This is a genomic window from Oceanobacillus sp. J11TS1, assembly GCF_018333215.1.
In the GTDB taxonomy this organism is placed as follows: Bacteria; Bacillota; Bacilli; order Bacillales; family Amphibacillaceae; genus Oceanobacillus.
The window spans coordinates 1-24,816 of sequence record NZ_BORO01000040.1 but is presented as its reverse complement, the minus strand read 5'-3'; the positions used below and the strand labels follow the sequence as shown (position 1 = coordinate 24,816).

Genomic DNA, 24,816 nt, shown 5'->3' with positions numbered 1-24,816 from the left:
ATAAAGGTATTTTGATTTATACTTTGAGACATGGTAGGGTCTCCTTTCTTGATTTTTTGTCCAATTTCGAGGGTACCCTACCTCTTTTTTTATCTCAACTATTTTACACAAACTATTTTACGTCATCAAATTATAAACTGCTTCTTCATATGAGCCTACTTCCACTTTACTACCATTTTGTTTTTACCTTTGTTATAGTAAGACAAATCATTTTAAAAGGAGCATACTATGGTAGTAAAGGATAATGAAAAATTAAGAAATCCAGAAATGGAGCGAATTTCTATGAACACCAAACCAACAAAAGAAGTGAAACAGATTCATGTTTCGGAAAAAAGACAGATAACCATCCCAAAACGTTTTTATGATTCTTTAGGGTTGGGAAGTGAGATTATTTGTGAGCTAAGAGGAAATGAAATTGTGTTACGTGAAATACCGCAAGCTGCAGATTTTTCAGAAGAGATTCTTAAGGATCTAGTAGCACAAGGGTATGAAGGCCAAAATTTGATTCATGAATTCCAAAAGATAAAATCCCAAATCCGACCAGCAGTAGAAAAATTAATCGACGAATCAGCCTTTGCAGCAGAGAACCTGAATGGGAATGGAGATGAACAGACAGAAGCTCTCTTCGGGGATTTAAAGGAGTGAATGTCCTTGTTACCCGTTACGTATTTAAATCCTGCAAACAGGTACTTTAAAAAGTTAAAAGAGAAGCCATTGAAAAAAAGTTTTATAATAAGATACAAGAAATCCGGCTTGATCCTTATATTGGTGAATTGAAAACAGGAGATTTAGCCGGAATTTATTGTTGTGATATTAAACATCAAGGTACGAACTATGAACTGGCTTATCGTATAGAAGAAAATTAAGACGGAGAGTTAGTTGTTGTGATTATGGCCGGTACAAGAGAACAGTTTTATCATGAATTAAAAAGATACTTAAACTAATATGCATAATAAATAAAACTATTATCTAATGATTCTATCCCATCGTTTCCCCAACTTTTCTGCTTTTTGTATTCATAATTCATCCATTAAACAAAAAACTTCAATACTTTTTCGCAGCAATCACCATACAAATAAAGACCGTACAAATGGTTAATGCCATTAAGATATAGAGCACATCTAATGCAGATAGTGTTAAAAGATTAAACTGAAGAATTGCTAAAAGAATTATATAGTAAACTAATAGAGTAAAATATGAATACTCCAGCCCCTTCTGCCTTATCAACTTCATACGCTCGTCTTTCTGTTTGAATTGTGGATAAAGATAACTCATGCAAAAAGCCATGACAGCTACTGATAGCATCGTATAGGTGGAAGGTGCTGGAAATGTATTTCCCATTATCGCTGCAAATACATAAAAACCAAACATAGCTAACTGCAGAAACCCCAGAACTAGAAATATTCCTCGACTTATATCTTTATTCACCATATCCCTCTTGCTTATTTATTTCTTATAATCCGTTTCCTCTAAAATAAAAATATTCTCTACATTAGTTTGAAAAATTTCTGCAATAATCATTGCTAAGGGAAGGGATGGATTGTATTTTCCTTTTTCAATTGAAATAATTGTTTGTCTTGACACTCCAAGAAGCTCAGCAAGTTTTTCCTGCGAGTAACCAAACTTTTGTCTATATTCCACCATATTGTTTTTCAATCCATATCAGCCCCTTCATTATTAATGGTATAGTAAAGGTTGCTTGACGTCAAGCAACCTTTACTATTATGTATTGATAACGTTATTTGAATAATAGAGCTGTAAATTTAACCTATTTATAAACTGCTTATAATGCAATGTCAGGGATATTCCGTTTTGATGAAAACGGCATATTCTATACCTTTGGTTTATTTGAAAAATTTGATAGAATGACGTTACGAAGATAGACTCTAATAATTAAATGATCAAATTGTTATCATAGGAAAGGAGTTTTTTGTTGGTTGACTTATTAGAAAACCTATCTCAAATATCTGGCGCCCTATTAATTCTGTGCTCTGCTTTCTATTATTTTCATTTTAAAAAAATCAAGAAGAAAAGAAAGTTAACAACCATTGAGCTTTCCGTTTATATTATCACGCAGATTGCCATTTTACTTTGGGCATGGAGTAATATACTTCTATTTTTAGATAGAATTTATTAAAGGACGATGGTGAATTCCTAATGCCACCATCGTCCTTATAAAAGAAACACTATCTGCTCGAATGTTATAAAAGTAGATGCTTCATTTCTTCATGGAAGACAGGATCCTTGCAAATTATAATTGCTTTTCCTCCTGATACTTTCCAGTTATTCTCTTACAATGTAGTAATAATCGGGCCATCCTTTGTAAGAATAATTGTATGCTCACATTGAGCTACAAAGCTTTCATCCGTCAGGAAAGTCCAGCCATCTTCGGATTGGAAAACTTCCTCTTCCAAAGTAGAAATAAACGGTTCAAAGGCAATGACCATACCTTCTTTTAAAATTTCGTCATCCCAGCGAGAATAGTAATTAAAAATATGATCCGGTGCTTCATGAATGGAGCGTCCAACCCCGTGTCCAGTAAGGTTTTTTATCACTGTCAGGTCATGCTGCTTTGCTACGTTATGAACTGCTTTTCCAAGTCCGCTTTTTTTCGAACCTGGCTTGGCCTTCTTCAGCCCAGCGTCGAATGCTTCTTTCGCAACATCACATATTTTCTGTAAGATTTCATCTCCTTCTCCAACTACAAAGGAAATTCCAGTATCTGCAAAATAACCGTTTTTCGAACCTGACACATCAATATTAACAAGGTCTCCCTCTTGAATAACGCGTTTTCCCGGGATTCCATGAGCTACTTCTTCATTTACACTAATACATGTATATCCAGGAAAATCATATTCTCCTTTTGGTGCAGATTGCGCTCCTGCTTTTTCAAACATCTCGCCTGCCATCTCATCGAGTTCTTTTGTAGTTATTCCAGGCTTGGCACCACGGACTAATTCATTTCGAATTGCGCCACAAATTTTACCAATTACTTTTAATCCATTAAAATCTTCTTCAGTCTTTGCAATCATCGTGTGTCCTCACTTTTGTTTATTATTTTATGATTTGTATTCCTTTTGATTCTATCATAAACAGCATGGACTTTACTTCAAAAAAAAGATTTGTGGGAGAAGTAAGCAATCAGAAGAATCCCCCTGCTCATTCCTTGTTTTTCATCCCCCTCTCTAAATATTGATCAAAAACCATTTCTGACTATAAAGGCACAATAAAGATTAACAAAAAATTTTCTTTGAATAAATGACCAAGTTCATTACAAACTAAGAAAAAGAGAGGTGAACAATTATGAAATGTATCAAAGCGCTTATTCTCACCACCATTTTATCATTCCTTTTATTTCCCATCAGCGGAATAGCATCATCGCTTGAAAAGCTTCCATCGTTAGAATCATCTAATCAATGGGAAGTAATTATTGATATGCCTAAAAGTGAGGAACTTGAGCCAAAACCTGAAGTATATAATATTTACAGTATGGATGTTACGTATATCGGTGATGAAGATATCAAACTGGACAGAGTAGAAGTATACAGAGACGACCCAAGTACATCCTATGATATTGAATTATTTACTGCTACTGGCGATGGGGATTTAGTAATAGAAAAGAATAGTGAACAACCATCTATTGGCCATCAGAATTTCCCTATATCTACTAAAGCAACTGAATTGAAGGTTATTATTACTTGGAAAAGTGAAAGTGATGGTTCTCGAAAGTACAAGGAAGAATTTACTTTCAAACAATAGAAAACGGTTAGGAGAGATAATAGCGATATGCTCCCTTTATTGCAGGCAGGAAAATAATAATAAATCTCTCCTAATATACATTTAAACTGCATTAGCACCTCAGATAAATGTTCTGACAGGAGGTTGGTACTTGTTCTGTTTGTTTATATCCTATATTTCTATTCACATCCTTCATATAAATGTCATCATCTTCATTATCCCACCAGGAATAATTTTCATTTAATAAAATGACTTCGGTAGCCATATATTTTTCTTTCATTTTATCAATGACCGTTTGTCTATCTCTTTCATTCAATATGTCAATTTCATAGCGCGATAAAGGTATATCTGGACATGTATGATATATCTCTTCCAGAAAAATTATGAAAGCTGCCTTCCCCATTCCCCTTTATTAAATCCAAATACCACATTTTTTGATTTTAATAAATCTAGGATTCAAAAGGTAAAACTTCCACTTCCTATCTCCCCTTCGAGTATATGAGGCAATCTTCCCTGCCCTGTAAGCCATTTCCTGAATGAAAGAGTATAAGAATCACAATTCCCGCCAATACCAACCACAACATTCAGATCTTTGGGACAATAAATAACTGTATGCAGAGTTCCAAAGTATTCTTTATAATTTTTGAAAAACAACGGCGATTCCTCATTGTTAAAAAGATCGTAGGCAGAAGCCGGACTTAACTTTTCTTTTTCCAATGTTTCCAAATAATTTTTACGATTCAATGACCCATCAATAAATGCTCTATTATTCCCGATTAATTGCTCAGACTCAAAATGATTTGTACAAATAAGCTGTGCGCTTTTACGAACAATCTGTTTTTCAGGTGATGCCTCCACAATGACATTATTTCCTTCTTTATCCATTATTGAAAAGTTAAAACAATATTGATGAGGAATTTGTTTAATAAGCGAAACGGCTTCATCCATGCTAGTGCATTGTTCCAGGACCAAGCGACAAATCGTTGTTGGCAAAAAGCCTTTTTGACTAACCGCTTCATTTACAAAATGCAGCCCAATAATAAGACCCTTCTCATTCATACCGTCCAGTCTGCCTATAACCTGCTGACTGAACCCAATTCTTGCATATCCGTTATCCGGGTTGGTTAGAACCAATCTTGCATCGTAAAATTCATCACTAAAATCATAATTTCTTACATAAAACGAATCATTGGCCAATGTCGTACAACCCATGGAAGGCATTTGGGTATCATGTCCCCCATACCATTGTATTGCTGTATTGATATTGATTTCCATTCCTATAGCCATCCCTTCTATCTCTTCCAAAAGGCTTGGTGACATTCTCTCTATCTGTTTCCTGGCTTCTTCTGTATCTCCTTTCGTCTTCAATTGCTTTTGATATTTCCATTTTTCATCTGATTTCAATGCAATACCCTGTTTTACTCCAATGTCATAAGCGCTCCCTGTTAATTCAACGACCTCCACCTGCAGCTTTTTCTTTCGCTTCATTGCTTTTCTCCTCCTATTTGCGTTACAGGGATAATGATATCTGCTGCATCTATCTGGTCGCCGCGGTACCATTCAAGGATAGATCCAGCAGGAGTCCAGTAGTTTTCCATACAATATTGCATTAATCTACGATAAGCAATTTCGATTTTTGAAAAGTCATCTTTAAAAGTAAGACCGATACATACACTTCCTCGCATATGCTCTGCAAAAGCGTCAGGAATAAGTACCGTATTTATTTCAGGTGATACGCCAAAGCCAATTTCTGCTTTTACGCGTTTACTGTTTCTGGAAATATACCGCAAATACGTATTCTGAATCGAAATATGATTCTCTTCAACTGTTTACGTCTTAAAATAATATCCTGAGTAAACTGTCCTGGAGGAGATTCCGCTTCAAACCAAATGATTTTCTCTGCTGTTTTTTCAAACATATAAATCTCTTCTTCCACATAATCCCTTTCTAAATAGCGGAGACTGACTTCCAGCTGCTTCTGGTTTTCTTTTATTGTTTGAATCCATTTCTGCTTCATTTGCCTCTGTCTATTCTCTTCAGCTTTTTAGTAAAGCTGAATATCACGGATAGGAACTCTCGCTGTCCGCAAGCTTGCAATCATCTTGGCAAGCGGAACTTGATCCTCTGAATACATGCGGTAATTACTGTTCTCTTGCCTTACTGATTTCAGAAGATCCTTTTCTTCATAAAAGCGAAGGGCACTTTTAGGTATTCCTGTCTTCATTGAAATGCCTGTATCGTTATCAATATGCTTTCCTCCAATCACCTTTCTTACATATAAGTATAAATGTTCAAGCAACTTGAAGGTCAAGAGTGACTTTGAAATTGGTTACTACTCAATTCCATTCTTAAAAAATACATAGATATTTACAGGAAGAATCATTTTCACATCAAAAACACTTCTAAAACTAGCACTTGCTCTAACTTAGAGAAGAACATCAATACCAATATTTATAACCTTAATTAGAGATTGTTTGTCCCTGTACCCTTGCCTTTAATTCATCCATTCTAATATAAGTTATTTCATTTTTTATTAGTTTGCCAGAAGTTAACGCTTCCTTTTCTTAACAAAATATAGAAATATCCATTGAACTATTAGAATAAGTACAAAAAATCCACCTAAAACCAGAAATGCTAGAAGTCTTAATTCAGGAGTCTGTACCACCCCAGCTCCATCAACATTTCGTACAGCAATAACAATAGATGCCGCTATAAAAAATAGTATCCAAACGACACTTGTTGTCCACCAAATTTTCATCATTTGGATCGCCCTCCATCTCTTATTTGATCATTCAACTCTATCTTCGGAGCATTCGGATATTTTCTTAATAACTCCTCTATTTCATCTCGATTCAAATTAAGATAAAATTCCAGCTCACTTTCTTTGATAAAATTATTATATTGATTACCTACTTCTAGACGTCCAAAATTTTGCAGACCTTTTCCAATAAAATATCCCATTGCTGACAATCCTATAGCCAGTGCAACGAAACCAAAACCTAAACCCGATATTTCTATTTCCATTTGATATCCCTCCATTTTTTCCAAATCTTCTACTAACCTATCAAGCTCTGAGCCTTCCGCTGATAAATTGAATGCCTATCATCAGAATCCATAATATGAAGAACAGCCCGACAAATTCATTGATGTCATGCATATTTTGCTTTCCTTGCATTAGAAAGAACCAAGAAACCAGATAACTCACAATTAATAATCCACCCGCAGCATATCCTATGAGACGTATCTTTTTCATATTTGCGAGCTTAAACAAACCTGCAGAGTGTATCAGCACCCAGACTGCCAACAATATATTAGAAAGAATATACATACTTACGGATAATCCGCCTTCAAGCATAGACCATTCATATAATAACGTCGCAAATTGCCGGGCGTACATATCTTCATTGGCGTTATACAGCTGAAAAACATACTCTGCGGTTACTGCTTGCAGCATAAGCGATAAACTATACAAAGCAAAACCTAAACAGCCAGAAACGAGAGCAATTATATTGGGTAACTGAAAGTTTTTTAATGGTTTTATACAGACAAATAATCCTACAGGCAAGGCAATAGACAGCAGCATGATCAGAGCCTTGCTGCCATGATCCAAGCCTAAATAGCCTGGAAACTCACTATAAAATGCTATTCCAATTTCCGCAGATGTTCTCTCTTCCATCAAATCAACAGGATGAGAAATGCTAAAAATAATATTTATTATTATCCAAACAACAATAAAGGTAACGTGTAATATCCCGATCCAGCCAATGATTTTCACCCTATCACCTTCATCTTATACAGATTTGTCGGAGGTCATCAGAGCTATTCCGGCCTAGCTATAACAGCAGTAACCCTACTTAAGGGGATATGATGTACCACCTCGAACAAACTTGTTTAACTCCGGCTTCTATGTCGAAACAAAGTCTACAAAATGTTCATTATAATCTGCTCCTATCATATCAAGTTCATATTTATTCATTGCTGTAATTAACTAGTCGATTACCATCATATCCAGATAATTTCACTTCCTCCCTTGATTCATAGACAGATATTTAAACGCCATACTGCTGATATGAATATGACCATAATATTCGCCAACCCTCTTTTCCAATTTTATTATTAAATTTAAAAAAAGGACTATACGATCACCTTAAATAACCCCCATTATTTAAATCAAAAGTGGCGCCTGTATAATGTTTAGACTTATCAGATAACAGAAACACCACTGTTTCAGCAACATCCTTGGCAGTTACAGGCGTATCAATTAATTCATTATTTAGATACTCTTCTCTTCTCCACGAAGGAATGATTTCCATCATCGAGGTGTCCACCATCGTCGGCGCAACAGTGTTTACCCGGATATATGGAGAAAAATTCATTGCACAGCTTTTCGTCAATCCCAGAATCGCAGCTTTTGAAGCCCCATAGATTGCATCGGAACTTCCCTCCATACCGGCAACCGAAGACATATTAACAATTACTCCCGAATATTTTGCTTGAAGCAGTTTTTCACCAAACATCTGTGAGAAATAAATACCTCCCTTTACATTCACATCTAATACCTTGTTTATCTCATCAACTTGGTAATCCGCAATATTTTTTGCTAAATAAATACCGGCATTATTAACTAATCCGTCTAATCGGGGATGTTCCTTCTCTAGATAGTGAAAGAATGCAGAAACTGCTTCATAGCTGCTAACATCTAATCGATATATAAATAATCTGTTACGATGATTTATTGTCTGCTTTAAATCATCCAATCCTTCTTGATTAATGTCGCATGCTATGACAGTTGCTCCTTCCTTTATACACTGCTGGACCACTTCTTTACCAATTCCCGCAGCAGCACCAGTAACTATGATTTTCCTGTTTTGAAGCATGGCAAAATCTCCTTTAATTCATTTCTGTTTAAAATATCATCACTAGCATTGCATTAATTATATCTAACAATACAAAATAATCCCAATTTTTGCTTTTACTATTTCAAGCCATAAAAAAATTCTTTAGAATGAATAGGATAAGTGAATTTCTGTCAAATCAATATAAAGGAAAACAACTTATGATTTCCTTAAAAAAAACTTCCTCTGACAGTAAGATGATTAGTTGAAGAAGGGTAGACAGGAAATTACTTAAAGGTGAGAGATAACTGTACTGTCCTCTCGTAATCCAACTCATCTATAAGGATTTATAATTTTTTAATAACTCCAAAACCCCATAAGACAATTATTCCTTTGCCTAAAACGCGTCCATCACCCACCTAAAAACACCTCTTAATGACCAAAAAAGAAGCCGAATCGGAAATATTAAAATTTCAGGAATCCAAAACAAAATATCGAAGAAAAAATCTATTTTTGTATAATCTCCTTTATTTTTTCTGCTTTTCCTTGTTTTCGATTTCTTCTTATTCCACCAGTCATTCATCAAATTCAACTCTCCTTTGTATACCCGTTACCATCACTACGAAGAACGATGGATAAAAGTTTCAATTATCCGATAACGACAGAGAAAATATATTATCAACTAGATAGATTCGTAAATTCTCCCATTTTCCCCTTTGCAATTCCTATGGAATGAAATAAAATAAGTTACATGCAACAAATCAAGTTAAGCCTGTCGGAGGGATAAAATGAGTGAATTAAAACAGATGGATTCTTCCAGTCTGCAACATCTTCATAATAAAGTGAAAGAAGAACTGGAGACCATCAAGAAAAGTAATCTATCTTTAAATATGTCTAGAGGAAAGCCAAGTGCCGAACAGCTGAAATTGTCATTGGGATTATTAAACAGTGTCAACGCTGAAAATATTGGCGATAACTTTTCCGTTCTAAATTATGGACTGGTAGATGGGATACCTGAAGCAAAAACATTATTTAAGGACATATTGGGAGTAGATACAGAAGAGATTTTAATTGGTGGCAATGCCAGCCTGAATATCATGCATGATATTATTTCAAAAGCATTAATTAAGGGCGTAATCGACAGCGAAACACCTTGGGGAAAAGAGGATAAAATTAAGTTCATATGTCCTGTTCCCGGCTATGACAGACATTTTACCATTTGTGAGGCATATGATATCGAAATGATTTCCGTTGATATGCTTGAAAATGGACCGGATATGGATAAAGTCGAAGAACTGGTACGTAACGATACATCTATTAAAGGGATATGGTGTGTTCCAAAATATAGCAATCCAGATGGCATTACATACAGTGATGACGTAGTGGAACGCCTGGCTAAAATGGAGACACAAGCGAAGGATTTTAAAATATTCTGGGACAATGCTTATGCTATCCATGATCTTACTGAAAATCCTCCGGTCCTAAAGAATATTTTAGAAGCATGTAAGAAGCACGGAAATCCTAATAGAGTGTTTATGTTTGCATCTACTTCTAAAGTTACGTTCCCTGGGTCTGGTGTCGCCGTGGTGGCAGCAAGCAAGGAAAATATCCAATTTATAAAAACGCAATTAAGCGTACAGACAATCGGTCCTGATAAAGTAAATCAGCTGCGCCATGTGCGCTTCTTCAAAAACTATGACAATATCCTTGAGCACATGAAAAAGCACGCTGAAATTATGAAGCCCAAATTTGATGCTGTGTTAAATATACTTCATTCAAAATTAGGTGCATATGGCATTGCAACTTGGACAGAACCTCAAGGAGGCTACTTTATCAGCTTGAACACCATGGATGGATGTGCTTCTGAAGTAATCAGCCTTGCTGCAGAGGCTGGGGTAACATTAACTGGAGCTGGAGCAGCATTTCCATATGGAAAAGACCCAAGAGACAGAAATATCCGCATTGCTCCTTCATTTCCTACACTGGCAGAAGTGGAAAAAGCAATAGAAGTTCTATGTTTATGTATTATCCTCGTAAGCACGAATAAGCTATTATAAAATATGTAAATGCCATTTGTCGGCAATGTCGTCAAATGGCACTTTATTTAACACAGAACATTTCATGACATCTATTTGCACAAATCTTTAGCAGCCTATAGAAACTAATAAAGACATGCAGGAGGAGAATATGGAATCTCAGTTGATTATTATAAGAGGAACGCTCGAAGCGGAAAAACAAGTCTTTCGAAAAAACTGCAAAATTATTTGAATATCATACGATGCAGCTTTCTTAGAAACATGAACACCTCCCCTGCCCTCTTTGCCAATTTCATTCCCCTGTTCAACCACAAGATTCCAGGAGTCCCTCAGAAATATAGCCCATCCTTTATGTAGTAGGTTGTTAAGGCAAACAAGAATACTTCAACCCCTTTTGCCTTATCATTTTCATTCGCTCATCTTTCTATTTGAATTGCAGCCCGTAAATATCCATTATAATGGTGCAGGTGTATTCACTTGCTCATCCAAATGTATCTTTAATAGCTGTCCTGCATGCACTAATCCAGAACCAAATCCGTACATAAGTACCTTATCTCCATTTTGTACTTTTCCTTCCCGAATTCCAAGGTCAAGCGACAAAGGAATAGTTGCTGCAGAAGTATTACCAAATTTCACAAGGCTGTAAAGTGTTTTTTCCATTGGATACCCTATCTTTTTACAAATAGGTTCAATTAATCTTAGGTTAGCGCTGTGCGGAATAAACCAATCCACCTCATCCAAGCTGGTTTGTGCTTTTTCTAAAAGTTGTCTGATGCTATCGGGCACATTTCTTACTACCCATTTAAAAACTTCTCTCCCATTTTGAACAAGGTATTGCGTATCAACCAGCTCCACCCCGTTAACCGCTTTGGATAAGCTTGTTCGATATACATGCTGTGCTCCGCTTCCGTCACTGCCCAAATGGAATCCAATAAAATCTTCTGATTCCTCATCTTTTTCAACCAGCACTGCTCCGGCAGCATCACCAAATAAAATACACGTGCTTCTATCTGTATAATCTGTTATTTTTGACAGCGCATCTGCCCCAATAACAAGCACCTTTTTATGAAGCCCAGAGCGAATTAAACTATGTGCTGTATGCAACCCATAAACAAATCCTGCACAAGCTGCACTTAAGTCAATTGCTCCTGCCTGTGTAATGTTCAAGCGATTCTGTATAATGCTGGAAACTGACGGGAAAGGAAAATCCGGTGTGCTGGTTGCCACAATAATCATATCAACATCTTCCACGTTTATATTATATCTTTGGATTAAATTTTCCACGGCAGAAACGCATAAATCACTTGTAAATTCATCGGAACGCGCTATTCTGCGTTCATGAATTCCTGTTCTTTGAATAATCCATTCATTACTTGTTTCAACCATTTTCTCAAGATCAAAATTGGTTAATCTTTTCTCTGGTACATAGCTCCCAATTGCAGTAATTCTTGATCCTATCATCCTATTGCCTCCAATACGTTAGAAGTTAGCATTATTACTTGGTACTAATCATAGCACAAAGAAAGCGTTAAATAAAAACTTATAAGAGTCTCTATTCATACCAAGCCTTTTTAGGTCTACTCAATGGATAACCAACTTTTTCCCGATATGCTTTTCTTTCATTGGTGAAATCAAACCATTGCCTGTTGCTGTCTGGGTGATTTGCATAGTTCATAACACAACGAATTTGATCTTCCACACAGCTATCTGTCCATACCCCCAGCTGTTTTTCTAAATTATCGAACACCTCACCAGCATCTTTATCTTTGCAATTATTGAGTTAATGATTATAGGGACTGATTCAAAACACATTAGTCTTCCTCATATTATGTTTGGATGATGGCTTGCTTTTATTGCTGATGAATAGAGTTATCCTATTGAAGGTGATCAATAAATAGCCTAGAATGGCAAAAACAATTAAAAAAGCAATAATGAACCATACCACATTCGAATAGCTGCCGACGCCTGCTGGTAATCCTACATTCGGATTTAAAAAGAAGTAGGGATAGTAACCATCAAGGAGCCCTCTCAAACTGGAAACAATACAATAAATGATTGGGTAAATCATCCAATAGAAAATAAACTTATAGCTGTGCTTTTTCTTTTTCTCAAAAACCAACCAGTTCATAACAACTAACATTGGTATCAGGTAGTGGAGTGTAAAGTTAGTAATAACCCGAATTCCACTATATTCCCCAGCGCTGGCAAGAAGAAAATGGTAAGTAAAAAAACACACCGTCATATAAATAACAGAAGCATTTTTCAAGAAATCTATAAATGGAATCTGATCCTTTATCCATAAAATTGCTAAACTGCTCAGGAAGAATGTTATTGAAACAATCAAATTTGTTTGAGCTGTATATTTGGTTATGGACGTCATAGGATCCGGGGAATAAACAATATGTAATACAACGCTGACAAAGCCTATCAATGAAATTAAAATATGAAAAACTAATTTTAATTTCATCATCCTTTCTTTTCCAATCACATTACCCATCCTAATACTCCTTTAATAATAGCAATTTCTTTTTATATGGCTTCCCTTATAATAATTCATGTGACTCAGGTGAAACGCAATCCATCATGCTACTAAATATATTCTCCATTTTCATTATTTTATCCTGCTTTTACACCGTCATTTTCTCGCTCCTTCTTTATCCAACTCCCTTATCCAGTATTTACTAGTCAGGCAGCTGGTTTAAAAATACATTTTAAAATGAAATCCCAATACTTCACTTTTATCTATCAACATTCTCTTAAATAATGTTGGACGTTTATATGAAATGTTTATTTAAACATAAATGAAATTGGAGGTTGTTTATAAATGTGACATGATAATCATTTCACTTCTATATTAAATCTTAATAAATTTCCATCTTGGTCTTGATATTTAGTTTCTTCCATATTTTTTTAGCTATTTTGTTTATGTTAAATGGTCTGGACATAAGGTTATTACCATTGACAATAAGAAATGGTGATTGTATATTATAACTATATAGTCATATAATAATAAAGACCGTTCCCATGCTGTAACATGGAAGCGGCCACAATAGATGTAACCCCGTTAAGAGGGGCGGCGCTATTCAAGGTAAAAATAACCCCTTCAAGCCATCCAAGCATATGAGGGGTTATTTTTTTTTTCATTTTTGTCCGACATTATATAGGCTATCAATGCTCCAAAGGAGATCATCAATGTCAATGCTTCTGCAATGTCCATAGGCTACACCCCCCTTCTTTAAGAAAGTCAAAAGAAGGTAATTCGGTGCGCCACCCCTCATATAAAGTTAATCTATTGATAAATAAAATTATAATATAAAATTTTAACCAAAAAGATTGATACGACAATTTTATATACTTTCTTACTGAATCCCCTTTTACAACACTCCCGTCTCGATTCAACAAATAAAAAATTGCCTGCATACTTTCGCATTTGCTATTCTTTCATCTGTTGAGATCCGTATACTAACAGTTCTGCTTCACGATCCATAGAAAACTCTTCCTCATGAATATATTTTAGTAGAAATCAACGTAAGCAATTGTCTTCTATTCAGGAACATTTACTGGGTGGGCGAATATAATGTGCAAAAAGGGAGAGTGATATAATGAATAATTATGGAAGCAACAATCCTCATCACCCAGATCACCAACCATCGTGGCATGAGCAATGTCAAAGATACAAAGATTTTCATGTAGAAATCCAAACCACCGATGGACACTCGTATGATGGGATATTAGCTGATTACGATCAAAACCAATTAGCATTGTTGGTTCCAGAGGATGTGGAAGAAGGTGATTATCGACAGTATGGTGGGTATAGAAGAAGGTATCGTCGCTATCGCCCTCGTTACTTTCCACTCGGAGCATTAGCGGCACTAGCTCTGTATCCTTATTTCTTCCCACCTTACCCGTATCCTTACTATCCGTATTAGAGCAATTTTAAGAGTAACATGTTAACAACAAAATTTTAACGTCCCATTAATACACACACCACTAGTCTTAGGATGTTTGACAAATTTTCCTGGGAGTTGCTTTTAGAACAATATTTTAGTCCCTATGCCATTTTTTCGGATCGCTCCGGCCTCGATTATGAAGTAATGTTATATAAACCTCGAGTGGTATTTCCTAATCGAGGGAGTGATCTATTTTAACTAAAAAAAGAGGAATACTTTTTTTGTTTGCAATCCCTTTAATACTACTATATATGTATTGTTAATCAAACCACTGTACCATCAACGTTATCTTATTTTCTTACAAACATAAATCATTTCAAAACTATCGTTAGATATTAGGGTTTGTTTCCAATCCCTATACAAATGAACAATTTCGAAACCATTGGCAGACAAAATCCTCACCATCTCTTTTGGAAATACATATTTTAAGCTGGGAAAGAGGACGCTTCTATTCAGCGTCCTCTGATAGTATTAACATTCTCACTTTTTGGCTACGATAAGAAACCTCTTAGAATTTGTCATAATCCCTTTTTCAGTTTTATTCTTTACAATAAACTCATTCAGTAGCTTAAAATCTTTCTTATCGTGACCAAAATTCGGAACTATTGGTGTGTGTTTAAGTAAAAATATAAGGTCTTCAGGCCTTTGAAAGTAATCAGTAGCATTATATTCATAGGATTTAACTTCAGAAAATCCTGCATTAGTTAGTTCGCGAATATAGTGTTCTTTTAACTTCCCATCACTTTGATTAAATGCTTGCCCACGACCGAAAGCTTCTTTTATATTTAATTTATCGGCTTCGCTTACTTGTTGCGTAAGAAAATATCCTTTACTTTTTAATACTTTAAAAACTTCTTTTGAAGAAAAAGGGGCATGTCGATTTGAAATTGTATCAAAAAAACCATTCGGGAATTGTAGATCTTCAGAAGACATTTGAAAAAACTTTACGTTTGATACATTTGATTCCTTTAAATTTGATTGGGCTGTTTTAATCATTCCATTAGATAAATCGATTCCAATTAAAAGAAGTAGTGAGGGGGAAATCTTTAATACACTTTCTCCCCCACCAGTGCCAATATCCAAGAGGATATCTTTACTTTCACATTTTTTGATTACTTCTTCGTAAAAGTCCCATGAAATTCCTTCTGAAAAAGATTTCACTTTACTAAAATCCCAACCGTTAGTTTTTCCTACTTTATCATAAAAACTCTCATAATTTATTTGATTCACTTTCGTTTACCACCCTTTCAAATAGGCCCCTGTAGTACACAATGAGCTCCCGAATTTAATTAAAATGACTACCTATAATTCAAAAAGATAATTTTTGCAAGAAGGGCATACTTATCCCTTGTTGGCTGGTACGCGGTTTTTTCCAGCCCGAAAACTAGTTACTTCGAACAATACGATTTGCCATTCCATTCACTCCATTTGAAAGATTACATTTAGTATATCTTTTAAATAATAAAATGTAAAAATTAATTTAATATAAAAGCACACAAAAAAGCGTCTCCCACAATGTAGGAAACGCTTGATATTACAATATATTCACGGTTAATTGACTTACTTACTAACAAAAAAATAAAATACCGGTGGTCGGGGTCGAAAATGAAGTCCAAACGTTGGTATATAAGGGTTTGTAAATTGCATGCGTAAAATTTGCGTAAAATGCCTAATTTCTTAGAAAAAGTTGGGGGCATCGCCTGTTTCTTTTCTAATTGCTTTTTAACTAAAGCACCCGTTAGCAACAAAAGGTTTAACGTTTAAATCCCATAACTAAGAATAAGAAAACTACCTACCCATAATACAATATTTGAAGAGATTATAGCACTTTATTTCCTCTATAAAAGAGAATTTCTTTTGATTAATTATCAAAAAGCATTAGATATGTAAAAAACTCAGGTGTTTCCTGATTAACATGAGAAGTGTCGATTCCACGTTCGATAATCAGATCAACCTTTAGTTCTTGGCAGTCGGAGGTTATTTCATTTAACTGCGATTCGATAATGACAATTATTCTTTCATCACCTGATGTAGCCCCTCTCATAAGATTATAGTAATGATCACTCTTTTCATTTCTTACTACCTCATACGGAACGAAATTTAAGTTATCCAGGTTAGGCTTTATGAGGCCGTTATGGTGTGCATTAATATAGTTAAGAGCTGTCATTTTCAAAAAAATCGCTTCGGATTCTGACAACCCTGTTTCAACAATATCTATTTTTTTTGAAACGCAGAGATAACCCCATTAACTGATTGTAATGATCGAATTTCATGGAAATATTGATGCTTCAAATATGTTTTGTACTCATTATGATCCACATAATCACCTCAACAAAAAGATATGTCTAAGACATTGTAAAAATAGTTGCTATTAAATCAAACTGCCCCATTAGTTAAACAAGACCGCCATATTGACGATCTCATTGTGGTGTTAAATAAAGCACCCGTTAGATAAAAACAGAGTTTCACAACCCTCCATTAAAACTTCTTTTTTCATATTTGGATAGATAAACGAAATGAACTATCTCACGTTTCTTTAATTCACTAAAACTTTCACTGGTAAAGAAAAAATATTCCGTACATTTATCGTGATTCCTAGCGACTTTTGTATCGATAATAAAGAAAGGACTGGATCGGATACCAAGTTAAATGGAAAAGTATATGTACAATAATCGCAGCAATCAAGCCTGATTCGATAAAAGCATACGATGCACACAAACCTACCCATATATTCCCTACTATTGTATAGACATAAATTTCTTTTTTTGGTTTAGTTGCGACGAGTTTTATTGAAGGTATATGTACAATTGCAAACAGCAAACTAGTGACGAATACACTTGTATATAAAGAAAAGTGATTGTCCAAGCCGACTAATTGTAATATCCAAACGAATAGAGATAGTAAGCCCCAACGAAAGATAACTTCTTCTAGAAAGCCACCATAAAATACCCGGGTTAAAATTCCTGTTTGACGATAATGTGTTTCAATTTCATCATAGTCATTAGGAGAAATTTTCGGTTTTAAGTAACCATAGTACATCATGAAATGAATAATAGAACAAACAATTCCCACGAGAAATCCTGTAATTATTGCATTATTGGAATAGATGTAAAAGCCTACTCGATAAGCAGCAAATGCACCCAGCCCTGAAAATAAAATGACGGTTAATAAATGTGCAAATAATCTTTGACCATCAGTAATATCATCTTCTACATGAATCTTTTCGGCATGGTACATAAAGTAAACGCCTGGCAAACAGATAACAGCAACAAAAAGCCAACTAATCCAATCCATCAACGCCACCTTCTTTCTCTGATCTGACAATTGCATGTAACTCATTTACCGCAGATTCTAACTGTACAATAACTTTAGGAGAAAGTTTAGAAAAATATTGTTCCACTATTTTTTGATCAATTTTCTCGTACGCTTGATACAAACCAGTTCCTTTCTCGCCTAGTGTGACAACAATTTCACGACGAGAGTTTGGATTAATTGAACGGACAATGTATTCTTGTTGTTCTAACTTAGTTAAAAGTTGACTTATCGCTCCTGATGACACCTTCATTTTATTCGCCAATTCACTAACTGTTAATGTTGAATGTCTATGTACATGCTCTAGTACCAACGCTTGCTTTGGTGTTAAACTATGACCGGTGATTTCTTCGTAATGATAAAGTAAAGCATAATTAATTTCATCCAGTTTTGCGAAAATAGATTTCATTTTATTTATCTTCATTTTATATGAGCACCCCTATTTAACCGATCTAAACATTTTAGTTAACTAATATATTTAGGTCGATTATAACAGTGTCCTTTTACAAATGCAATTCAAATTAAATAACACCAGGTTGTTAACCTAAACAGAACTATCTCTTCCTTGATATCAATAGGTTAATTTATTTAAGTAAACAATAATATTTTCTTATTCCACTAACCTGCCAGTTAGTTTAAGTGTAGTCAATCACAAACCCGCTCCAATAATATTTTATCAAATTTTATTACAAATTAACACTTTTCCATGAAATAACAAAAAAGCTATTACAATATAATCTTGCAACAGCTTTATTTTTACTCTATCTGCTTTGTTCATACTTTTTAATAGTTTCTACCAAATAATATTCAATTTCGTTTGCCATCCAATTTAGACCTTTTTTAAGAATCCGAACTCTCATATGAACAGGTACTCTCTTTGAACCTTTTTCTGTTCGGAATATATATGTTCCACTGCACCCCACTCGATTCGCTAAATCATTTAGCGATAGCAATTCTTTCTCACGGTATTCTTTTATCATGCCACCAAACTTATCAATTGCATTCTTAATCCACTTCTTATCAATTGTCGCTCCATTTCATCTTTTCTATCTGAGATCATTTAATATCCCCCTAACGTTACCAGTTAAATCGGTTCCTGTTTTTTCTTCTCTATATATAGTAGATAAATATTCTTAAAATAAAACTACTTCACAATCTGACTGGGAATATTATATTTGTTGCCGTCTATAATACATTAACTTCATAAAAAGAAAGGGGTTATGCTATGGACAAGCAAACATTTATTACAATGTTACCTAATGAAAGAGTACCTAAAGTCAACAAACTATTACAAGATCATGATTTAAAGGAGATCAGTAATCTCATAGGAATTCCTTCAAGCAGCTTCAGTAAACTCATGCGAGAGGGGGATTATATTTATCATAAGGCAGATAAGAAATACTACCCCTTTATTCGTAGCGAGGAGGAAAAAGAAAAGTATTCACAGAGCGGAAACAATGATGAAATTACATTTATCAAACAAAATCTAGGTACACTAAAAAAGATGATTAGGCAGTTTGAAGAACAAGGACTATTACTGCTTGATAAACGAATATACAGTAAGAATGCCAATTTTGTGAATAAGAGCATCCGAATGAACAGCGATGTTTACGAGGAATTTACTAGATTTTCCGAGGAATTCTACCCTCATCTGAAAACCCAAGATCTTATCGCACAAGCACTAATTGATGCAATGAACCGGTAATAATGAAGGTAGTGTGTTGCTGTAGGTCTTAAAAAATAGTACATAAAAAAAACCGAAAAGCATAAATGCCTTACGGTTATCACTTTCCTCTTATTCAATTTTTATCGCTTGAATACCTATTCCTAACAATCGGATATGGATAAATCTCAATATCGTCATCAATATATCCCCTTTTTTGGGCAGCCTTTAATGTTTCATACATGTTTTCCTTACCTACAACGTTGTCGGTATGAATGTATATTTTATTTGCTGGCCTTAAGTCTCTTTCACAAATCCATTTAACCAAGTCATATCCTGTGTTCCTCAAAACACCTTCTTCGTCCATTCCTAAGTCATGATCCAACGAAAGAATATGAACCTTGTAATTTTCAAAAACACCAATGACTCCTTCAATTGTTCTTACTCCCATGAATCCTTCGGGTATATCCCTTAGGTCATCCAAATATAAATTAACCCATTGGTACTCCTGTAGCAAGTTAATAGATTCAATTTGGACGTGGTTATTCCATCCAAATAATGCACGATCAATTGTTGGAGATTCCACCTTGCTATGATTATCTAACAACAGCTTTGCAATATCTGTAAAATTATAGAAAAAAGCAGTTGCAAGAGGTGTTCTACCAAGTTTATCTTTATGGTTAATATCCACCTTGTTCAATAAGTTTCTTGACAAAGTTGAGCCTTCTATGAAATACAGCCCAATATAATAGACTTTGACCTTGTGTCTCTTCATTTGCATCATGCGTTCTTAAATATATTTCTAGTTCATCTACATTATTGTTTTTTATTATAGAAAGAAAGTCCATTGTGTCCCCCTATTCTTAAAATTATCAACCTTGCATTAAATTATGTTCCAAATCTGCTGTCAACATGATATTTTGTATCTCCTGGTAGATGTTCTTTTCCCGTGAGATTTCAGATACCTTCAATCCCTCTTTTTCATATGTTTGTAATTGCTTAACAATTTGAGGAAAAACTCGCTTTGTTAAATCAATCAAATGTTCAATATCATAATTCTCTTTCAAACACGGATACAGTGTTTTTGGAATATAAACAGCGAAATTTAGAGCATTAAGAATGTTGAACATCAATGAATCAGTTATCACATCCTTACGAATCCAGCCTGTTTTTTTCAAATTCCGTTTTATGCTCACAATACATTCTTCATCAGAACGAATAAAAAGATACAGATCAATAAGATCCTTTAATATATAACGGGTTCTTATTAAATTGAGTTTTCCATCGTTATGTTTTTTACAATATCACCTTTATTACGTAGATAACTCTGAAACTTCCTATAATCTTTATTGGAAAGCTGATGTGTACGCTCATTTACCTGAAAAATACCTGCTATATGCAAAACTGTTGCTACATCCAATTCATTGTTACTACTTTCTTTATACTTTATGCAGTATTTAGGTAATATCTCTATGATCCATTTGTAACGTCCTAATTTTTCCCCACGGCTTATTTCTTTAGTTGGTGTACTTGCATTTTTTGAAATAATAATGTCTGCCAAAAAGAATCGGAATAGTTCCCGGTTCTTTTTCTATCTTTATTAAAGAATGAAAATGCTTCGTCGATATTAAAAAACTTTCCCCCATTCTAGGGAAATAAGAGTAACAATGAGAAATCTTGTAGGATTTATAAAAGTAAAATTAACGCTCACTTATAGTTTTACATTCATTATTGATACAATACCAATCATATACTAAACATTTGTTCTCTTTTCACGAATTAACACCTCTGGTTTTAATCAGCAATGCTAACGACTCAATCCTTACCACATTGCAAATAAGTTTTTTGAAGCTCGAACCTAATAACTTTGATTTATATATGCAGCCAAATTATGATAGATATATAAGCTAATAGATTTAGAGAAAAGGAAGTGAGTCCCTACCAGAAGTAACCATACACATCCCCTATTGTAAAACCTCAAGCATTATTCTTCAGCTTTAACAATTCATCTATTAAAAAACATTAGGAGGAAACAAATTGATCACCGATAAATCTTTCAAAAATAAGACAAGAATTACCACTTCTAACAACTCCCTACAACTTATAATATCTATCCACCAACTCTCCGAACATCCTAACGAGAAAGGAGAGGTAGTTGCATGAATACGTTACAACAGCATAACTCACAATTACAGCAGCTCACCGTTAACCTCGAAATCCCCATCCCTTCAGATTTAGTGATTATATCCAAAGTCGAATTACACGGATTAAAGAAACAAGAACTGAAAGGCGTTTATTGGACAATGCAAGATCTTGAAAAATGAATTAATCGAAAACATGAATGGATTAAAGAGAACATACTTTATCCTTCTAGATTCAAAAAAATTCTTGATGTAGAACAAGGTGGATTTGTTTTCTATCCATATTCCAGAGGTCAGTCATGGTCATTCCATGCACAAAAAATGTCGGAGTTTCTGGATAAAAACTTCCACCAGATCTTTTCACAAGAAAATAATGTAGCTTGATAGAAAAAGCGTTGCAAACCAAAATTACTTTGACGATAAGGGTGTCACGATAGTAAGCTCACCCCTATCAAACTAATATTAGATAAGGAGAATGTAATTATGGCATATATCAGAAAACGTGGAAAAGGTTATGAATACACCGTTAGCAAATCAGTAAATGGACAATCGCAACGAATTTTTAAATGTGGATTTCGCACAAAAAAACAGGCACTGATCGCAGCCGCTGAACTTGAGGCATTATTAGCAAATGGACTAAACCCTCGCTCAAACAACCCCACAACTCTTTAAAAGAGCAGAGCAAATATTACCCCTACAAAAATAAACCAGCCGAATTATTCGCTATACAAAATAGAAAAAAACATTTAAGATAAGGGTGACTTCATTTCGACCACATGAAGATTACCCTTATCTAATTACAACTAGATGAGGAGAATGAAATTATGGCATCTATAAGAAGACGAGTTGAAAAAAAAGAACGTCTTATGAATATACAGTGAGCAATATGGTAAATGGAGTGTCTAAACCAATTAAAAAAGGCGGATTTCGTACTAAGGAAGAAGCCCGTGTTGCAGCTGCTGAAGTTGAAGTACAATTAGCAAAAGGGATATATCATAGTTCAGCTAATAAGAATATCTCTTTAGAAGAATATTTCGACGAATGGATTGAAACATACAAAAAACATTCAGTTAGTGCAACCACACTTAAACATTACGAATACTCGTTAAAGGCGGTTAAAGAACATTTTGCAGGAATGCCAATCCAGAGAATCAAAAGAGCACAATATCAAAAGTTTTTAAATGAATTTGGAGCTAACAAAGCAAAAGAAACCGCTGATAAAGTACATCGACATATAAAATCATGTGTACACGATGCGTTGGAAGATCAAATAATCCAGTTTGATTTCACTCGAAAAACAAAACCAACTTTTAAGATTCCCGCTAAGAAATCAACAGAAAAGCATTTAGACTACCATGAAAGTGATCAGCTTTTAAAAACAATTAGGAGTAGAACTGACAGAGGCTTGGGCTATTCCTTATTACTTCTAATTCTCACATCAGGCGTACGTTTTCAAGAAGCTATTGGATTAACAAGAAAAGACTTTGATTTTAAGAACAGCACAATCACAATAAATAAAACCTGGGGTTATAAAAAAGATTCACCTGAAGGTTTTGGTCCAACTAAAAATGAACAATCAAATCGGACCATTATAATGGACAAGAAGACAATGAATCATTTTCAAAAAATGTACAACAACACTCCAACGAATATTCATGAATTGGTATTTTATAGTCCAGAATCTCAGTACAAAGTGATTAGCAACACCAACGCCAATAAGTTACTAAAAAAACTATTACTTGAATTAAATATTAATCCAATTACACTCCATGGATTACGTCACACGCATGCAAGTGTACTACTTTACCGAAAAGCGTCCATTCATTATGTCAGTGAACGACTTGGTCACAGTGATATTGAAACAACATTAAAGGAATATACACATGTGTTAAAAGAATTACGTTTAGAAGACGAACAACTAACAATGGAAATATTTGAGGAAATGGCTGGTTAATTTAAGCGTAAAAAATGCATAAAATTTGTGGTAAATTGTTTAAACACCTATCGTTTTAAATCGGATACTCAAATAATACAAAAAAGCTCATAAACCTTATTATACCAAGGATTACGAGCTTATCAATTACTATCAATCGTAACTAAAATTAATATCAAGATACCGGTGGTCGGGGTCGAACCGACACTCCTTACGGAACACGATTTTGAGTCGTGCGCGTCTGCCAATTCCGCCACACCGGCAAGTGTTTTGGAGGCGGTAACCGGATTTGAACCGGTGATAAAGGTTTTGCAGACCTCTGCCTTACCACTTGGCTATACCGCCATTTCTTCTGGAGCGGAAGACGGGATTCGAACCCGCGACCCCCACCTTGGCAAGGTGGTGTTCTACCACTGAACTACTTCCGCAAAATGGCTGGGCCACCAGGATTCGAACCTGGGGTACACGGGATCAAAACCCGATGCCTTACCGCTTGGCTATGGCCCAATGATTAATTATTATGTAGTTAAAATTAAAAGGGGCGACCGGTGGGGATCGAACCCACGCGTGCCGGAGCCACAATCCGGTGCGTTAACCACTTCGCCACGGCCGCCATATTGGCAGGGGTAGTAGGAATTGAACCCACATCAAAGGTTTTGGAGACCTTCGTTTTACCATTAAACTATACCCCTATGATTTTTTAAGAATGGTGGAGGGGGGCAGATTCGAACTGCCGAACCCTGAGGGAGCGGATTTACAGTCCGCCGCGTTTAGCCACTTCGCTACCCCTCCATAAAATGAAAGGTGGCTCGGGACGGAATCGAACCGCCGACACAAGGATTTTCAGTCCTCTGCTCTACCGACTGAGCTACCAAGCCATATGCAATTTTTAAATTTTTAAATGGCGGTCCGGACGGGACTCGAACCCGCGACCTCCTGCGTGACAGGCAGGCATTCTAACCAGCTGAACTACCGGACCAATTTGGTTGCGGGGGCAGGATTTGAACCTGCGACCTTTGGGTTATGAGCCCAACGAGCTACCAGACTGCTCCACCCCGCGATATGAATTTATAAAACTTACATGGTGGAGGATGCAGGGCTCGAACCTGCGACCCCCTGCTTGTAAGGCAGGTGCTCTCCCAGCTGAGCTAATCCTCCATTTGGTGACCCGTACGGGATTCGAACCCGTGTTACCGCCGTGAAAGGGC

30 protein-coding genes, 11 tRNA genes and 2 pseudogenes are annotated in these 24,816 nt (G+C 35.3%); 9 read left to right on the top strand and 34 right to left on the bottom strand.

What is annotated here, in order from left to right; translation table 11 throughout:
• Window positions 1-228: 228 nt before the first annotated feature.
• Both KI343_RS18845 and KI343_RS20495 read left to right on the top strand, forming a co-directional pair.
• Window positions 229-645, top strand: coding sequence for an AbrB/MazE/SpoVT family DNA-binding domain-containing protein (locus KI343_RS18845; protein ID WP_212927953.1), 417 nt, complete (start codon window positions 229-231; stop codon window positions 643-645).
• A gap of 68 nt (window positions 646-713) precedes the next feature.
• Window positions 714-866, top strand: a complete 153-nt coding sequence (locus KI343_RS20495; protein WP_306432600.1) for a type II toxin-antitoxin system RelE/ParE family toxin — start codon at window positions 714-716, stop codon at window positions 864-866.
• Between the two features lie 178 nt (window positions 867-1,044).
• On the opposite strand, the gene KI343_RS18835 is transcribed toward KI343_RS20495, so the two are convergent.
• From KI343_RS18835 to map, 3 genes are all read right to left on the bottom strand, one after another.
• Window positions 1,045-1,371: a permease gene (locus KI343_RS18835; RefSeq protein WP_374705457.1), complete on the bottom strand. Its 327-nt coding sequence runs from the start codon at window positions 1,369-1,371 to the stop codon at window positions 1,045-1,047.
• A 75-nt stretch (window positions 1,372-1,446) separates the two neighbouring features.
• Entirely contained in the window at window positions 1,447-1,656 is a 210-nt protein-coding gene (locus tag KI343_RS18830) for a helix-turn-helix transcriptional regulator (RefSeq protein ID WP_212927952.1), read from the bottom strand.
• 635 nt (window positions 1,657-2,291) lie between these two features.
• Window positions 2,292-3,032: a type I methionyl aminopeptidase gene (map, locus tag KI343_RS18825; protein ID WP_212927951.1), complete on the bottom strand. Its 741-nt coding sequence runs from the start codon at window positions 3,030-3,032 to the stop codon at window positions 2,292-2,294.
• 271 nt (window positions 3,033-3,303) lie between these two features.
• On the opposite strand from map, the gene KI343_RS18820 reads away from it, so the two are divergent.
• Entirely contained in the window at window positions 3,304-3,759 is a 456-nt protein-coding gene (locus KI343_RS18820) for a hypothetical protein (RefSeq protein WP_212927950.1), read from the top strand.
• Window positions 3,760-3,850: 91 nt separating this feature from the next.
• On the opposite strand, the gene KI343_RS18815 is transcribed toward KI343_RS18820, so the two are convergent.
• From KI343_RS18815 to KI343_RS18775, 9 genes are all read right to left on the bottom strand, one after another.
• Entirely contained in the window at window positions 3,851-4,141 is a 291-nt protein-coding gene (locus tag KI343_RS18815) for a hypothetical protein (protein ID WP_212927949.1), read from the bottom strand.
• A 53-nt stretch (window positions 4,142-4,194) separates the two neighbouring features.
• Window positions 4,195-5,226: a C45 family autoproteolytic acyltransferase/hydrolase gene (locus tag KI343_RS18810; protein ID WP_212927948.1), complete on the bottom strand. Its 1,032-nt coding sequence runs from the start codon at window positions 5,224-5,226 to the stop codon at window positions 4,195-4,197.
• Window positions 5,223-5,528 (bottom strand): hypothetical protein, encoded by a 306-nt coding sequence (locus tag KI343_RS18805; protein ID WP_212927947.1) that lies wholly within the window; start codon window positions 5,526-5,528, stop codon window positions 5,223-5,225. The genes KI343_RS18810 and KI343_RS18805 overlap by 4 nt, the downstream gene beginning before the upstream one ends.
• Window positions 5,495-5,755 carry a hypothetical protein gene (locus tag KI343_RS18800; protein ID WP_212927946.1) on the bottom strand — a complete coding sequence of 87 codons (261 nt, stop codon included), beginning with the start codon at window positions 5,753-5,755 and terminating at the stop codon, window positions 5,495-5,497. The genes KI343_RS18805 and KI343_RS18800 overlap by 34 nt, the downstream gene beginning before the upstream one ends.
• Before the next feature lie 27 nt (window positions 5,756-5,782).
• A complete protein-coding gene (locus tag KI343_RS18795) occupies window positions 5,783-5,962 on the bottom strand; it encodes a MerR family transcriptional regulator (RefSeq protein WP_212927945.1) in 180 nt (59 codons plus the stop codon).
• Between the two features lie 324 nt (window positions 5,963-6,286).
• Window positions 6,287-6,499 (bottom strand): DUF3923 family protein, encoded by a 213-nt coding sequence (locus tag KI343_RS18790; RefSeq protein WP_212927944.1) that lies wholly within the window; start codon window positions 6,497-6,499, stop codon window positions 6,287-6,289.
• Window positions 6,496-6,762 (bottom strand): DNA-binding protein, encoded by a 267-nt coding sequence (locus KI343_RS18785; protein ID WP_212927943.1) that lies wholly within the window; start codon window positions 6,760-6,762, stop codon window positions 6,496-6,498. Before KI343_RS18785 ends, KI343_RS18790 begins: the two co-directional genes overlap by 4 nt.
• Window positions 6,763-6,802: 40 nt before the next feature.
• Window positions 6,803-7,513, bottom strand: coding sequence for a hypothetical protein (locus KI343_RS18780; protein WP_212927942.1), 711 nt, complete (start codon window positions 7,511-7,513; stop codon window positions 6,803-6,805).
• Window positions 7,514-7,880: 367 nt separating this feature from the next.
• Window positions 7,881-8,615 (bottom strand): SDR family NAD(P)-dependent oxidoreductase, encoded by a 735-nt coding sequence (locus KI343_RS18775; protein ID WP_212927941.1) that lies wholly within the window; start codon window positions 8,613-8,615, stop codon window positions 7,881-7,883.
• Between the two features lie 746 nt (window positions 8,616-9,361).
• Between KI343_RS18775 and KI343_RS18770 the strand changes: the two genes are divergently transcribed.
• Window positions 9,362-10,630 carry an aspartate aminotransferase type Ic gene (locus tag KI343_RS18770; RefSeq protein ID WP_212927940.1) on the top strand — a complete coding sequence of 423 codons (1,269 nt, stop codon included), beginning with the start codon at window positions 9,362-9,364 and terminating at the stop codon, window positions 10,628-10,630.
• A 432-nt stretch (window positions 10,631-11,062) separates the two neighbouring features.
• On the opposite strand, the gene KI343_RS18765 is transcribed toward KI343_RS18770, so the two are convergent.
• The 4 genes and pseudogenes from KI343_RS18765 to KI343_RS20265 form a co-directional block, all read right to left on the bottom strand.
• Window positions 11,063-12,070, bottom strand: coding sequence for a ketoacyl-ACP synthase III (locus KI343_RS18765; protein WP_212927939.1), 1,008 nt, complete (start codon window positions 12,068-12,070; stop codon window positions 11,063-11,065).
• Window positions 12,071-12,161: 91 nt separating this feature from the next.
• Window positions 12,162-12,371: pseudogene (locus KI343_RS18760) on the bottom strand (helix-hairpin-helix domain-containing protein); the annotation flags it as partial.
• Between the two features lie 39 nt (window positions 12,372-12,410).
• Entirely contained in the window at window positions 12,411-13,106 is a 696-nt protein-coding gene (locus tag KI343_RS18755; protein ID WP_212927937.1) for a Pr6Pr family membrane protein, read from the bottom strand.
• Window positions 13,107-13,712: 606 nt separating this feature from the next.
• Complete coding sequence (locus KI343_RS20265; protein WP_244857109.1) at window positions 13,713-13,826, bottom strand: putative holin-like toxin; 114 nt, start codon at window positions 13,824-13,826, stop codon at window positions 13,713-13,715.
• Window positions 13,827-14,211: 385 nt separating this feature from the next.
• Here KI343_RS20265 and KI343_RS18750 point away from each other — a divergent pair, with 385 nt between their 5' ends.
• A complete protein-coding gene (locus KI343_RS18750; protein ID WP_212927936.1) occupies window positions 14,212-14,538 on the top strand; it encodes a hypothetical protein in 327 nt (108 codons plus the stop codon).
• Between the two features lie 501 nt (window positions 14,539-15,039).
• Here KI343_RS18750 and KI343_RS18745 read toward each other — a convergent pair.
• The 4 genes from KI343_RS18745 to KI343_RS20680 all read right to left on the bottom strand — a co-directional run bounded on the left by KI343_RS18745 (window position 15,040) and on the right by KI343_RS20680 (window position 18,851).
• Window positions 15,040-15,789: a class I SAM-dependent methyltransferase gene (locus KI343_RS18745; protein WP_212927935.1), complete on the bottom strand. Its 750-nt coding sequence runs from the start codon at window positions 15,787-15,789 to the stop codon at window positions 15,040-15,042.
• A 1,365-nt stretch (window positions 15,790-17,154) separates the two neighbouring features.
• The gene (locus KI343_RS18740; protein ID WP_212927934.1) at window positions 17,155-17,853 is read right to left on the bottom strand and encodes a CPBP family intramembrane glutamic endopeptidase; all 699 of its coding nucleotides are present in this window, start codon (window positions 17,851-17,853) and stop codon (window positions 17,155-17,157) included.
• Complete coding sequence (locus KI343_RS18735) at window positions 17,840-18,295, bottom strand: MarR family winged helix-turn-helix transcriptional regulator (protein WP_212927933.1); 456 nt, start codon at window positions 18,293-18,295, stop codon at window positions 17,840-17,842. Before KI343_RS18735 ends, KI343_RS18740 begins: the two co-directional genes overlap by 14 nt.
• 337 nt (window positions 18,296-18,632) lie before the next feature.
• Entirely contained in the window at window positions 18,633-18,851 is a 219-nt protein-coding gene (locus KI343_RS20680; RefSeq protein WP_374705456.1) for a helix-turn-helix domain-containing protein, read from the bottom strand.
• 245 nt (window positions 18,852-19,096) lie between these two features.
• On the opposite strand from KI343_RS20680, the gene KI343_RS18730 reads away from it, so the two are divergent.
• Window positions 19,097-19,576: a hypothetical protein gene (locus KI343_RS18730; RefSeq protein WP_212927932.1), complete on the top strand. Its 480-nt coding sequence runs from the start codon at window positions 19,097-19,099 to the stop codon at window positions 19,574-19,576.
• Between the two features lie 94 nt (window positions 19,577-19,670).
• Here KI343_RS18730 and KI343_RS20490 read toward each other — a convergent pair whose 3' ends face one another.
• The 3 genes from KI343_RS20490 to KI343_RS18715 all read right to left on the bottom strand — a co-directional run bounded on the left by KI343_RS20490 (window position 19,671) and on the right by KI343_RS18715 (window position 21,095).
• The gene (locus KI343_RS20490) at window positions 19,671-20,249 is read right to left on the bottom strand and encodes an ankyrin repeat domain-containing protein (RefSeq protein ID WP_306432598.1); all 579 of its coding nucleotides are present in this window, start codon (window positions 20,247-20,249) and stop codon (window positions 19,671-19,673) included.
• Between the two features lie 157 nt (window positions 20,250-20,406).
• Window positions 20,407-20,730, bottom strand: coding sequence for a hypothetical protein (locus KI343_RS18720; RefSeq protein WP_212927931.1), 324 nt, complete (start codon window positions 20,728-20,730; stop codon window positions 20,407-20,409).
• A 71-nt stretch (window positions 20,731-20,801) separates the two neighbouring features.
• Window positions 20,802-21,095 (bottom strand): hypothetical protein, encoded by a 294-nt coding sequence (locus KI343_RS18715; protein ID WP_212927930.1) that lies wholly within the window; start codon window positions 21,093-21,095, stop codon window positions 20,802-20,804.
• A 598-nt stretch (window positions 21,096-21,693) separates the two neighbouring features.
• Between KI343_RS18715 and KI343_RS18710 the strand changes: the two are divergent.
• The 3 genes and pseudogenes from KI343_RS18710 (at window position 21,694) to KI343_RS18700 (ending at window position 23,629) form a co-directional block, all read left to right on the top strand.
• A pseudogene (locus KI343_RS18710) lies at window positions 21,694-22,059 on the top strand (DUF771 domain-containing protein).
• Between the two features lie 99 nt (window positions 22,060-22,158).
• Window positions 22,159-22,347, top strand: coding sequence for an Arm DNA-binding domain-containing protein (locus tag KI343_RS18705; RefSeq protein WP_212927929.1), 189 nt, complete (start codon window positions 22,159-22,161; stop codon window positions 22,345-22,347).
• A gap of 205 nt (window positions 22,348-22,552) precedes the next feature.
• Window positions 22,553-23,629, top strand: a complete 1,077-nt coding sequence (locus tag KI343_RS18700) for a tyrosine-type recombinase/integrase (protein ID WP_280530155.1) — start codon at window positions 22,553-22,555, stop codon at window positions 23,627-23,629.
• A gap of 160 nt (window positions 23,630-23,789) precedes the next feature.
• On the opposite strand, the gene KI343_RS18695 is transcribed toward KI343_RS18700, so the two are convergent.
• From KI343_RS18695 to KI343_RS18645, 11 genes are all read right to left on the bottom strand, one after another.
• A tRNA-Leu gene (locus KI343_RS18695) sits at window positions 23,790-23,871 on the bottom strand.
• An 8-nt stretch (window positions 23,872-23,879) separates the two neighbouring features.
• Window positions 23,880-23,953 (bottom strand) — tRNA-Cys (locus KI343_RS18690).
• Window positions 23,954-23,961: 8 nt separating this feature from the next.
• A tRNA-Gly gene (locus KI343_RS18685) sits at window positions 23,962-24,036 on the bottom strand.
• Window positions 24,037-24,040: 4 nt separating this feature from the next.
• A tRNA-Gln gene (locus KI343_RS18680) sits at window positions 24,041-24,115 on the bottom strand.
• 33 nt (window positions 24,116-24,148) lie between these two features.
• Window positions 24,149-24,221 (bottom strand) — tRNA-His (locus tag KI343_RS18675).
• Between the two features lie 5 nt (window positions 24,222-24,226).
• Window positions 24,227-24,300: transfer RNA gene (locus KI343_RS18670), tRNA-Trp, on the bottom strand.
• Between the two features lie 15 nt (window positions 24,301-24,315).
• Window positions 24,316-24,400: transfer RNA gene (locus KI343_RS18665), tRNA-Tyr, on the bottom strand.
• A gap of 13 nt (window positions 24,401-24,413) precedes the next feature.
• A tRNA-Phe gene (locus KI343_RS18660) sits at window positions 24,414-24,486 on the bottom strand.
• A 24-nt stretch (window positions 24,487-24,510) separates the two neighbouring features.
• Window positions 24,511-24,587, bottom strand: a tRNA-Asp gene (locus tag KI343_RS18655).
• Window positions 24,588-24,591: 4 nt separating this feature from the next.
• A tRNA-Met gene (locus KI343_RS18650) sits at window positions 24,592-24,668 on the bottom strand.
• A gap of 22 nt (window positions 24,669-24,690) precedes the next feature.
• Window positions 24,691-24,766 (bottom strand) — tRNA-Val (locus tag KI343_RS18645).
• Window positions 24,767-24,816 lie beyond the last annotated feature (50 nt).